The sequence below is a fragment of the Blastocatellia bacterium genome (assembly GCA_035573895.1).
Lineage (GTDB): Bacteria > Acidobacteriota > Blastocatellia > HR10 > HR10 > DATLZR01.
In genome coordinates, this window is the sequence record DATLZR010000076.1 from 1 (window position 1) to 10,932 (window position 10,932).

13 protein-coding genes are annotated in these 10,932 nt (G+C 57.7%); 4 read left to right on the forward strand and 9 right to left on the reverse strand.

Annotation, left to right across the window (positions count from 1 at the left end; all coding sequences use genetic code 11):
• The 5 genes from VNM72_07825 to VNM72_07845 all read right to left on the reverse strand — a co-directional run.
• Positions 1-185, reverse strand: a 185-nt coding sequence (locus tag VNM72_07825; GenBank protein ID HXF05309.1) for a hypothetical protein, incomplete at its 3' end; no start/stop codon positions are given.
• A gap of 2 nt (positions 186-187) precedes the next feature.
• Positions 188-652, reverse strand: a complete 465-nt coding sequence (locus VNM72_07830) for a type II toxin-antitoxin system VapC family toxin (protein ID HXF05310.1) — start codon at positions 650-652, stop codon at positions 188-190.
• Positions 653-687: 35 nt separating this feature from the next.
• Positions 688-2,391, reverse strand: a complete 1,704-nt coding sequence (locus tag VNM72_07835; protein HXF05311.1) for an aspartyl protease family protein — start codon at positions 2,389-2,391, stop codon at positions 688-690.
• A gap of 176 nt (positions 2,392-2,567) precedes the next feature.
• Positions 2,568-2,819, reverse strand: coding sequence for a hypothetical protein (locus VNM72_07840; protein HXF05312.1), 252 nt, complete (start codon positions 2,817-2,819; stop codon positions 2,568-2,570).
• Between the two features lie 244 nt (positions 2,820-3,063).
• Positions 3,064-4,488, reverse strand: a complete 1,425-nt coding sequence (locus tag VNM72_07845; GenBank protein HXF05313.1) for a phosphoglucomutase/phosphomannomutase family protein — start codon at positions 4,486-4,488, stop codon at positions 3,064-3,066.
• A gap of 105 nt (positions 4,489-4,593) precedes the next feature.
• Here VNM72_07845 and VNM72_07850 point away from each other — a divergent pair, with 105 nt between their 5' ends.
• From VNM72_07850 to VNM72_07865, 4 genes are all read left to right on the forward strand, one after another.
• Positions 4,594-4,782 (forward strand): hypothetical protein, encoded by a 189-nt coding sequence (locus VNM72_07850; GenBank protein HXF05314.1) that lies wholly within the window; start codon positions 4,594-4,596, stop codon positions 4,780-4,782.
• Positions 4,783-4,907: 125 nt separating this feature from the next.
• Positions 4,908-5,363 (forward strand): GatB/YqeY domain-containing protein, encoded by a 456-nt coding sequence (locus tag VNM72_07855; GenBank protein ID HXF05315.1) that lies wholly within the window; start codon positions 4,908-4,910, stop codon positions 5,361-5,363.
• A gap of 4 nt (positions 5,364-5,367) precedes the next feature.
• The gene (locus tag VNM72_07860; GenBank protein HXF05316.1) at positions 5,368-5,562 is read left to right on the forward strand and encodes a PLDc N-terminal domain-containing protein; all 195 of its coding nucleotides are present in this window, start codon (positions 5,368-5,370) and stop codon (positions 5,560-5,562) included.
• Between the two features lie 915 nt (positions 5,563-6,477).
• Positions 6,478-6,975, forward strand: coding sequence for an Hsp20/alpha crystallin family protein (locus VNM72_07865; protein ID HXF05317.1), 498 nt, complete (start codon positions 6,478-6,480; stop codon positions 6,973-6,975).
• A 101-nt stretch (positions 6,976-7,076) separates the two neighbouring features.
• Here the strand turns inward: VNM72_07865 and VNM72_07870 are convergent, their stop codons facing one another.
• The 4 genes from VNM72_07870 to VNM72_07885 form a co-directional block, all read right to left on the reverse strand.
• Positions 7,077-7,916: an MqnA/MqnD/SBP family protein gene (locus VNM72_07870; GenBank protein HXF05318.1), complete on the reverse strand. Its 840-nt coding sequence runs from the start codon at positions 7,914-7,916 to the stop codon at positions 7,077-7,079.
• 6 nt (positions 7,917-7,922) lie between these two features.
• Entirely contained in the window at positions 7,923-9,098 is a 1,176-nt protein-coding gene (locus VNM72_07875) for a cytochrome c biogenesis protein CcdA (protein ID HXF05319.1), read from the reverse strand.
• 303 nt (positions 9,099-9,401) lie between these two features.
• Complete coding sequence (locus VNM72_07880) at positions 9,402-10,505, reverse strand: ABC transporter permease (protein HXF05320.1); 1,104 nt, start codon at positions 10,503-10,505, stop codon at positions 9,402-9,404.
• Positions 10,495-10,932, reverse strand: a 438-nt coding sequence (locus VNM72_07885) for a hypothetical protein (GenBank protein HXF05321.1), incomplete at its 5' end; no start/stop codon positions are given. The genes VNM72_07880 and VNM72_07885, both read right to left, overlap by 11 nt.

The following is a 10,932-nucleotide window of genomic DNA, read 5'->3' on the forward strand; positions in this document are numbered from 1 at the left end:
ACAATGGCGGGTTCGGTGGATTTGGGGCTCGCCTCCGGGACTCTGGCGCTATGGTTCGATTCGGTGGGCGAAGGCGATTCCTGTCGCAGCCTCTGGACAAAGAGATCCATATCGTAGTCGCATTCGCGGGCCATCTGCTCACGGATGGCGTGGAGGACTTCGAGGAATTTCGGCCGCCGATACATGGTCAGCTTGCCTCGGAGACGAGAAACTCGGGCGTGATGATCGTCGGCACGAAGAACCCCGATGTGACATTGAACAGCCGGATCCGAGCCTGACGATAGACGTTGGCGAGATAGCCGAAATTCCAGGTCACGATGAAATCAATCTTGTGATAGGAGGCGATGGCCACATGAAGGGCATCCGCCATGTATTTGCGCTGGAAGATCCCGCGACCGATATAGCCTTCGGCGAGGATGGCAACTTCTTCGGTGATTTCCAGTTGGGGCAAATCGCGGATCAGATTGAGATAGGCCGAGCGCCGTGGCTCGCGCACGCGTTCCAGCTCGCGCACCACCAGCGGGGAAATCGTGGCATAGTAAAGGGGACGTTCGTGTTCCCACCAGCGAATGGTGAGGTCACGACGGAAGGGATCCTCGTTGTCGAGGTAGGCACCAATGACCGACGTTTCCACATAAATGCTCGTCTTCACTGCCTGTCCTTGCGCTGTCCCCCGCGGCGGTCAGATCAGTCGTCGTAAAGCGCCGAGGACGTCTTTTCGCCTTCCTGACCGAGCCGCGTCAGCATCAGGCGGGCGCGAGCGAAATCGAAGACGACCCGGAAATGCTTGAGGAAGCTCCCTCCGAGAATCCCCGCCTGCATGAATCCCGCCGATTCGTTGACCGCCTCTAAGTCCAGGACCGGGGCGCGAATGTTCTTCTGGATCAGACCATCCATCGAGAGCGAGGGCACGAGAATGAGATCCACGTTCTCGATGACGCCCGCAGCCCCGAGGACGCGAATTTTCGGGCTTTGGAGGATGTATTTCTCGAACCCATACTTCTTGACAATGTGCGATCCGAGGACGGTCGCGCTGGCTCCCGTGTCCACCAGGAAATTGACGACTTCGCCATTGTGCAGCCTAACTTCGGCGCTGACTAATCCTCCGTTGGTCGTTCGAAAAGGAATTTCCGATGTCTGATCGGGCAGGGGATTGACAGAGGCGGCGACCGGAGGGGGATCGTTTTCCAGGATCAACTGCTGAGTGCCGTACTCCAGCGTCACCCGAAAATTGGACAGTACAGAGAGCCCGAGAAATCCATCAGCCAGCACTGTCTCCGAATTCGATTCGCGCGTCGGCAGATGATGGAAGGGGCGGATGTAGATCGGCACATTGTAGATTTTCAACTCGCCCAGCGTCAGTGAATCGAGCAAGCCGTAAACGATGGGAAATGATCCGCTGCCGCCGACGGCCCGCGCCCTCCCGCCTCGCGCCAGCGGCCGAATCCCCAACTTCTCCACCGCATCCTGGGAGAGCACCGAGATGCTCGCGCCGGTGTCAATGACCAGATTGAGTACGTTACCTTCTCCCACACGAGCCTGAATGAACGGGCGGTCGTTTTGCAGGCGCAAGGGGATGCGGACCACACGCGGCCCCTCGATCCGATGCAGATGGGTGATGCCGAGAGTCGAAAGGGCACGATAAAACTCAATCAAGCCCCGATACCGTTCGCGCCGTTCGTGATCGAGTTTCGGAGAGACGGCCAGGAACCGCTCGTAGTGTTCAGCGGCCTCGCGGAATTTTTCCAGTCGGGCGGCCGCGCGACCGAGAGCGATCCAGAAATCGGGCTCGTTCGGGTCAAGGGCGGTGGCCCGACGCAACCGTTGATAGGAGAGGTCAGATCGGTTCTCGAAGAAATCCAGTTCGGCCAGTCCCGCCAGCGCCAGCGGCTCTTTTTCATTGAGCGTCAATGCGGTCTCAAAGGCTCGCGCAGATTGAGAAAAAACTCCCGACCGCAGGAGCACAATCCCCAGCAGGGCATACGCCCGAGCGTTGTAGGGCTCTTTTTGAATGACCGAGAGGATCTCCGGCAGTGCGTCGTTGAGCTTCCCCTGTTTGATGAAGGCGTAGCACCGGCCCAACCGCGCTGGATGATCATCCGGATTTTTCTCGATCAACTCGCCGAAGGCGGCTGCCGCTTTCTCGTAATCCCCCTGACGCATGAACCCGAGCGCCTTACGGTACCGGCGTCCCGTGGGCTGGCCCGAGACCGCCTGCGGCGGTGGATTCGGGGTCTCCTGCCCCCAGCGGTCAAGTGGACCCAGTTCGCGGGTAAATTGCGCCTGCGCCGACCATACGGCACCGAGAATAAAAATTCCTATGACAGTCCCCATAAAGGGGGCCAACATTCGTTGGGCATGCGGGCTCCGTCGGTCGGCCGTCAGTCTCATGATGTCCTCCTCCGGCTTAATCCTCTTCGGTCTGATCCTATCTCCAGGCAGAATTCTATGTCTGGCCGAACGACCTTGTCAAACACCTTTCCCTCTCACGGGACCGCTCCCCTGGCCTGTCCTGTGCCCGGTCACCCTCCGATGCGATGACACGAAAAGCCATCGCTGCTTCATCGCTACTTCTTCCACTCCTCCATGCCAGTCCCTTCAAAGGGCCAGTCGGACAGAAGCTGGATAGTGCTCAGCTGGTTAGAAAAGGCCACGAATTCAATGCCACAATCGGGACATTTGAGTCGGTCGCCCTTTTTCGGGCTGGGGTAGGCGGGACTCGTGGGAAGGAAATATTCGGCCTTAAACTTCACAGGCTCATCGGGGCCCACATAGGTGTAGATGTGTGTGTTGCAGTAGGTGCAAATCACTCGTTTCATCGCTCTTTGCTGCGCACCTCCTTATCAAAAAGAGTCGTTTTGGAACGTCATTATACACGGTCGCGTCGAGGGGGGAAACTTAACCATCGTCGCACCCGTGAAAAGGAAATCGCCACCGCAGCGCGAGAAGGGTTTCGCCCTCCGTCGCGGCAATGAGCTGCCTGTTGATGGGTGAAAGGATTGTGAGTGCGCGAGCCTCCTCCCTGCGGCCGGTGATGGCCTCGTTCACGCTGAACTCCGAAGGCTAGTCGTTCCGGCAAAGGGCAACGCCCGCTTCGATCATCTGGCGGACTCTCTCTCTGGATGGGGCCTCGCAATAGACGCGTAAAACGGGTTCGGTGCCCGATTGTCGGAAGAGGATCCAGCTTCCATCGCGGAAGTGAAGCTTGGTTCCATCCAGAGTCTCGATCCGGGCCACGGGCTGGCCGACCAGTGTGTCGGGAGGGTTTTCGGCCAGTCGGGCCACAATCGCGCGTCCTTCGTCAACGGGCCGATGCAGATCCCGGCGCTCGTAGTGGAACTCGCCGAATTCACGCCAGAGCGCCCGAATCATTTCCGATGGCGTGCGACCGCTGGCCGCAATCGCTTCGAGAAAGAGCAGCCCCGTGAAAATTCCGTCGCGCTCGGGTAGATAGCCCCGCACGCCGATGCCGCCCGACTCTTCTCCACCGATGAGGATGTCTTCCGTGAGCATGAGGTCAGCGATGTATTTGAAACCAATGGGAACAATCTTGAGCGGTAGCCCGAGGGCCTGGGCGACACGGTCAACCAGCACACTCTGCGAGAACGTGCGAACGACCGCCCCTCGCGCTCCCCTGGTGCGCGCCAGGTGGAGAATCAGGAGGGGGAAGATTTGATGAGGCGTGATGAACTCCCCCTGCTCATCAACGGCGGCGAAGCGATCCGCATCACCATCGGTCGCCAGGCCGACGATGGCTTTGTGGGATCGAACGGCCTGAAAAAGCGGACCGAGGTGTGTCGGGAGCGGTTCGGGATGAACCCCGCCAAAGAGAGGATCACGTGCAGCCCGAATCGTAATGACCCGGCAGCGGCTACCCCGAAGGAGCCTTTCGGTATAGCCATCTGCCGTCCCGTGCATCGCGTCAACAAGGATCGTCCAGTCCCTCCGGCGGATCGCCTCCACGTCAACCAGCGTCCGCAGCGTGCGAAAATATTCATCATCACAAGGGGCGATCCATCGAATGAGCCCGACCGCTTGAGCTTCCTTAAGCGGCAGGCGTCGCGGCTGTGAACGAAAGAGTCGCGCTTCAATGGCCGATGTCACGTGAGGTCGTGCCGATCCGCCAAACGATTCCTTGACCTTAAATCCGTTGAAGTGAGCGGGATTGTGGCTGGCAGTGATCACGATACCCGCCGGCAGTCCCATCTGCCGAACCTGAAACGAGACGAGCGGCGTCGGCAGATCGCGCTCGGAAACAGCCACCCTGATCTCGTTGGCCGCAAGCACTTCCGCCACACAAACGGCAAATCGCTCGGAAAGAAACCGCCGGTCATATCCGATGAAGATTTCCCGAGGAGAGAGGTCCAGCTCTCGGACATAATCTGCGAATGCCTGTGCGACGATCTCGAGATGAGCGAAAGTGAAGTCTCGCGCGATCTGGCCTCGCCAGCCATCCGTCCCAAAACTAAGAGCCACTCTTTCACTCATAGGACCTCAGTTTAGCATCTGGTCGTATTAGAACGCCAATGAAGCTACCACGGAATGTGCTATCATTAGCGGGCGGCAGAAACGAGAGGATAAGGAGTAAGAGCGATGGGACGGTTGAAGACGGATCTCATGGAACTACGCCAGCTCCTGCATCCGGTTCTCGTGGAGGTGGAGATGGCGATTGATACCGAGACCTATCCCGATTGGACGGAGGTCAAGGAGAAAATAGTGCAGGCGCTTGAAGTCGTGCGCAAACTCGAGCGCGATCAACTGTGGCGCGCGCTCAAAAAATAGACCGACGAGATCCGACCGGGCCGGAAGCTTTGGAGGAGCGAAAGTGCCGTAACCCGGTGCGCACACGGAACCTCCCGGAGGAACCATCGCTACCTGATCAGATCACATAGATCGAGGAGACATCAATGGCACTGCAAGAACGTATTCACAACGATATGATCGCGGCCCTCAAGGCCAAAGATGAATTGCGGCTGAGCACATTGCGCCTCATCAAAGCAGCACTGAAGAACCGCGAAGTCAGCCTGATGCGCCCGCTCGACGATGCCGGCGTCATCGAGGTCCTCAAGAGCCTCATCAAACAGCGTCGGGAATCGGTGGAACAATATCGCGCCGGCGGTCGTACGGACCTGGCGGAGAAAGAGGAAAAGGAGATTGCGATCATCGAGGAGTATCTTCCCGCCGCGATGAGCGACGCCGAACTGGAACGCATCGTGGCTGAAACCATCGCCGAGTTGGGAGCTACGACGCTCAAGGATATGGGGCGCGTCATGAAAGCAGTGATGGCGAAACTCGAGGGCCAGCTCTTCGACGGTAAAGTCGTCAACCAGATGGTTCGAACGAAACTCTCTCAAGGGGGATGATCCTATGTTTTTTGCACTCTCGCTGGGGGGCATATTGTGGGCGGTTCACGTCGCCTTGAGCATCATCGCCATTTCTGATGTGCTCAGACGCTACCGGGACCTGGGCACCCAGTTTGTGCTTATCCTGATGATCCTCATTTTGCCACTGGTTGGGCCAGGTCTTTACCTCGTCGTACTGCGACCAAAGGACACCATGTGACATCGGCCGCTCTGACAATGAGAATATCTGCTCGGTGTGCTTCGGTCCTCGTGACCTGACAGAAGTTCACCTGGTTAAGCCTTATCCCGAATATAGCCGACGGCCGATGAACAACTCCTCCCACAGGGGCCACCAGAAACGTGCTCAAATGAAAAAGGACCATTTTTGAAGGGGGCTAGGGCTCTGCTCCGTGAGAGATTCTGGAAAATCCTCACGCTTGGAGGTTGGTTGCTTGGTTTGACTGTGTCTAGCCTGGAGTTGAGCAAAGCGAAGTCTGGGACAGTGGTACCCACACATTGCCCCCAAGCCTCAAAGGCCAGAACCCTCCGGCCAACAGGCATCCCGCTCCGTCCCTAATTCCCCTTGGATTGGGCGCTCGTGTCCCGCTTGTACTCCTGAAAGTCCCCTTAAGCTAGAAAGTCTCGGGCAGGACAAAACTTGCTGACGCCGCCTTTTGGGCGATGTCATTGGACGACATGGGCTACTTGACGACATAAGTTCTAGAGTTACAGGAAGTTGTATGGGGACCTCGATCCGTGCGGGCTACTGGTGGTTATCGGTGAAGCGATAGGTTTGCTCAGTAACTGGACGCGTGAAACCTTAGGCTGTGCAACAACCGACGATTCCCCTAGAAGCGGCACCGTGTGAGTCGTTGAGTTCATCGAATGTAAGGTCTTTTGTTTGAGTATTTTGGAAACCGCATGACTGAGATGAGGGTTGATGTCTTTAATTGACAGCGGGAGATGGGGAATTCGTGGGAAGGAAGAATCGGTCTAAGGGATTGCAGTTATTTAGCTTTTATCGTTACGGCTAAAAATTTTAAGCCGGACCAAAGATACCACTTGACAAACTAAGAAAATCTGCTAATACTTTTAGCAGAAAATCTATGAAGACTAATGAAAGGAGGTGACGGACATGCTGGTCAGATGGAAGCCTTTTGATGAATTCTTCAATCTCTATCGGGATATTGACAACCTCTTCCGTCGCTCGATTGCCGACATTACGCGGGAGCTTTCTGAGTTCACCTCGGAGCAGGAGTTCCGCTGGCCCTTTGCCGGTTTGACGGTCCCTGTTGAGTCCTTCGTGGATCAGGGCAAGCTGAATCTGAGGCTGGAGCTGCCGGGCGTTGATCCCAAGGATGTTGAGGTCAATGTCAGCGGTAATCAACTGACGGTGCGCGGCAAGAAGAGCTTCGACCGTAAGGTTGAGGACAAAAATTACTTCCATCGAGAGATCGCCTACGGCTCGTTTGAGCGCACGATCCAGCTTCCCGAGGGGGTTGATGTGGACAAGATCGAGGCGACCTATCACAACGGAGTGTTAGAGATTACCATGCCGGCTCCAGCCGCTTTGGAGGCCAGGAAGGTTGAGGTGAAGGTGCTCGAAGCTCCCAAGGCGGCGGCAGCGAAGTGATGGAAGAGGGAATGTCCGGTCGCCTGCGTTCGGCTGACCGGCGCAAGTGAAGGCCCGTCCTCGCCCCCGTCCGTCAAGGAGGGAGCGCGGACGGGCCTTCATTATTCCACAAACTGGGGAGAGCAGGGCGCAGGGATGAGTCCCCGCTCATATGCCATCCGAAAGAGGGTCTCGATGGCCTTTCTGCCGCTGGCCCCACAGTCAAGCGTCAAGGCGTTCACGTACATGCCGACGAACCGGTCCGCCAGCTCTCGCGACAGTCCTCGGCCAAATTGGAGGGCGTAGGTCAGGGCATCATCCCGATGAGTCAGGGCGAATTCGATGCTCTGGCGGAGGAGGCGGCTGACGTGGTGGATGACCGATTCCCCCAAATCACGTCGGATGGCATTCCCGCCAAGGGGTAATGGAAGATGAGTCTGATCCTCCCACCATTGGCCGAGATCGAGAATTTTGCGCAAGCCAAGTGATGAATAGGTCAACTGTCCCTCATGAATGATGAGGCCGACATCGGCTCGGCCATATCTCACCTCGTCAAGGATCCGATCGAAGGGGACGACGACGAAACGAATCTCCGGTTCGACCAGTCGCAGCAGGAGAAAGGCCGTCGTGAGCGTTCCCGGCACCGCGATTCGAACTTTCTTCAGATCGGTGACGCTGATATTCTCCCGGGCAACCAGGATCGGCCCGTAGCGCGCGCCCATGCTCGATCCGCAGGTCAGCAGGATGTAACGGTCTGCCACGTAAGGATAAACGTGAAAGGAGAGGGCCGTCAGCTCGTAGGTTCCGGAAAGGGCAGCCCGGTTGAGCGTCTCGATGTCCTGCAGGACATGAGAGAAATGGAAGGGAGCGGTCTCGATCTTCCCCTGGACGAGGGCATAGAACATGAAAGCATCGTCGGGATCGGGGCTATGAGCGATGGTGAGCGAAAGAGTTTCAGTCATCGTCGTTCAATCGTTGAGGAGTTCTTCGATGGCCTCTTCGAATGTGCGATAGTCGGCGGCACCGACGAGTTGCTTGCGGATATTTCCCTTTTTGTCGAGGATAAATGTGGTGGGCAAACCGGTGACCCCCGGGAAAGCCTTCTGCAGCCGGTCATCTCCCAGTGCAATGGGATAGGTCATTTGATGCTTGGCGACGAATGTCTTGATGTCTTCGGGTTCTGATTCAACAGCGGCGCCGATGACGACGAGCCCGCGATCGCTATACGTTTGATAGAGTTTCTGCAGCGAGGGGATCTCCTCGATGCAGGGAACGCACCAGGTCGCCCAGAAATTGAGCAGTACCACCCGTCCCTGGAGATCGCGCAGTTTCATGGATTCACCGTTCAATAGGGTGAGCGCCACATCGGGAGCCGGTTTCGCTTCTGAGGAGACGGCACGGGCTGCTGGCGCCTTAGGGCCGAGATCGGGAATGAACGTGAGATAGCGCGAGAGAACGGCAAGATTGTTGGTGAAGATCAGGACGCCGATGGCAACAAGAAGCACACCCGAGGCCAATTCAACCCGACGCAGATGACGTTTGAAGTTTTTGTAGAAGAGCAGAAAGTAGTTTGTCCCCATGCCCGTGAGCAGGAAAGGAATGCCTAGTCCGAGCGAGTACACCGACAGAAGCAGCACTCCCTGGCTCACCGTCTCCTGGGCAGCCGCGAGAGCCAGGATGGCAGCGAGAATCGGACCGATGCACGGCGTCCATCCGATGGCGAAGGCTAATCCCATGATGAACGCGCCCAGAAGTCCCCGCTGGGATGGCTGCGCGTGAAAGCGCGCTTCCCGGTAGAGCAGATTGATTTTCAAGATACCTGCCAGGTGGAGGCCGAAAAGGATAATGACAACGCCGGCGATCTTACTGAGGACAGCCATCTGCGATTGCAAAACCCGCCCGATCCACGTGGCCGAAGCTCCCAGCGAGATGAACACGAGGGAAAACCCCAGGATAAAAGTGATTGTGTTGAGGATGACCGTGCGGGACACGCGCCCACGTTCGGTTTCTTCTCGCAGCTGCTCCAACGTCAAGCCGGAGATGAGCGAGAGATAGCCGGGAACTAACGGGAGCACGCACGGAGAGAGAAAGGAGAAAATCCCACCGATGAAAGCGGTGGCGACAGTCAATTGATCTGCACCCATAGTTGCCTCCGCATGTAGGTGTGAGTCTACCGGAAGAGCCCACGATTTCACAAGTCAGGACGGGGAATCCGTCCGTTTTCAGGGATCACGGCCTCCACTGCCAGCGGCGAAAGGAACGCGACGCATTTTGCCCGGAAGCGTCCTGCTTGATTGCGTAACGAGGGAACTCGCGGCGACTCTCACGCTGGTTCCGACGTAAAGACTGCGCGCCTTTCTCAACCCGAATGGTGATGTAACGTGGGCACTCCCGTTTTCAAATCCCGAGCAGGCTCGAAAGCCGGTTCACCTTTATCCGGGGTGGGATTATTCGTAGCCGAGAGCCTTGATCGGGTCCTGGAAGGCAGCGCGGAGGGCCGGATAGAGCGCACCGATGAAGCTACTGGCGAGTCCGAGGACCAGCGCGCGCACGAGCCAGGTTCGATCCCATGTGATCGGGAGCGCGGTCGTCCGCTCGAGGATTTCTTTGGCAAGAAGCGAAACGATCGCGCCCAGACCGATACCCAGTCCCGTGATGAGCAGGGCTTGCTTCTCGATCAGAGAGACGATGAATCCCCGGGAGGCTCCCAGGCTCTTGAGGATTCCAATCTGGCGAGTCTGCTGGTGCACGGCGGTGTACATGGTGAGTCCGATGGTGAGCGTCCCCATGATGGCGGCGACCAACAGGACGGCGTTCAAGAATCCATTGGTCAGTGTGGTTCCACGGGCGTATGTGCTCGGAATATCCCGGGTGAGAAGGATCTGCCGATCGGGCAGCCGACGCTGAATCTCGGCAGCCAGTTGTTCCTGCTGCTCGGGCGAGATCGCCTTTACCAGGATCGTCGAGCATCGCCCGGGAGCACCCAGCAGCCGTTGCATCGTTGCCAGAGGGATTTTGATGCGCGGGCCGATGTCCGGTTCATAAATTCCCACGATGGTGAAGGGGCGTCCGAAAATCTCGATGTGGTCCCCCACCGAGGCTCGACGGGTCCGGGCTCGAGTTGAGTCAATGAGCGCGTCAAATTCGTTTTCCAGGCCCCGCCCGGCGACCAGGCGAAGACCAGTGACGCGAACGAAGCTCGGGTAGTCAATGCCATCAATCAATCGCAGATCGAACCCGTTTCCGGTCGGTTGTAGGTGATGTCCCACGACCGTCACGGCGGCGACTCCGGGCAGAGCGGCAATGGTGTCGGCCACCGAGATAGGCATCGAGAGGGGACTGGCCGAGCCTCCTACCATCGGCACCCCTTTCTCACGGATCATGATCTCAGCACCCACTTGCGCCTCGCGTCGGCCGCGTTCGAGCAGCATCCCCTGGGTCAGGCCAGTGGCCAGAGCGACAAGAATAACGGAAACGGCAATTCCCAGGACGCTGGCCAGGGTGCGTCCCGGATGATGCACGAGACTTGCCAGAACCAGACTATCTGTCATCTCCCGTTGTCCTGAAAATCTCCCAGGCGATTGGTCCGGGAAAGGGCCTGAAGCCTCGTTGTCCGAGCCGTTCCGACAGCGCGCCGGCGTGAGTCAGGCCAAGCAATTCCAGGAGTGTGGGAACGACCATCAAGCTATCATACGGGGTTTTCACCCGGTACCCGGACTTCATATTGATATGGCGACCGCCCCACATCATCAGAACCGAGCGTGTGGATGACCGCCGCAGCCCACCGTGGTTGCCACCGGGATTGAAGTCGCGGATGTTAAAGTTCCACAGGTCATTGGCAAAGACTTCCAGGTCGTGCCGGGAGTTGAGACGTCGTCGCTTGGTGAAGCGTTTGAGCAGCGCTTCGTCAGGAGAATCGCCCGGCAACGGGTCGAGAACGCTCAGGTAGGACGTGTCGAAATACTCATGAAGGGCGAC

What these genes read in the sequence shown, in the direction of transcription:
- VNM72_07850 (HXF05314.1), top strand. Translation starts at nt 4,594, where the DNA reads ATGGGACGGTTGAAGACGGATCTCATGGAACTACGCCAGCTCCTGCAT.
- VNM72_07860 (HXF05316.1), top strand. Translation starts at nt 5,368, where the DNA reads ATGTTTTTTGCACTCTCGCTGGGGGGCATATTGTGGGCGGTTCACGTC.
- VNM72_07855 (HXF05315.1), top strand. Translation starts at nt 4,908, where the DNA reads ATGGCACTGCAAGAACGTATTCACAACGATATGATCGCGGCCCTCAAG.
- VNM72_07840 (HXF05312.1), bottom strand. Translation starts at nt 2,819, where the DNA reads ATGAAACGAGTGATTTGCACCTACTGCAACACACACATCTACACCTAT.
- VNM72_07875 (HXF05319.1), bottom strand. Translation starts at nt 9,098, where the DNA reads ATGGGTGCAGATCAATTGACTGTCGCCACCGCTTTCATCGGTGGGATT.
- VNM72_07865 (HXF05317.1), top strand. Translation starts at nt 6,478, where the DNA reads ATGCTGGTCAGATGGAAGCCTTTTGATGAATTCTTCAATCTCTATCGG.
- VNM72_07835 (HXF05311.1), bottom strand. Translation starts at nt 2,391, where the DNA reads ATGAGACTGACGGCCGACCGACGGAGCCCGCATGCCCAACGAATGTTG.
- VNM72_07870 (HXF05318.1), bottom strand. Translation starts at nt 7,916, where the DNA reads ATGACTGAAACTCTTTCGCTCACCATCGCTCATAGCCCCGATCCCGAC.
- VNM72_07845 (HXF05313.1), bottom strand. Translation starts at nt 4,488, where the DNA reads ATGAGTGAAAGAGTGGCTCTTAGTTTTGGGACGGATGGCTGGCGAGGC.
- VNM72_07880 (HXF05320.1), bottom strand. Translation starts at nt 10,505, where the DNA reads ATGACAGATAGTCTGGTTCTGGCAAGTCTCGTGCATCATCCGGGACGC.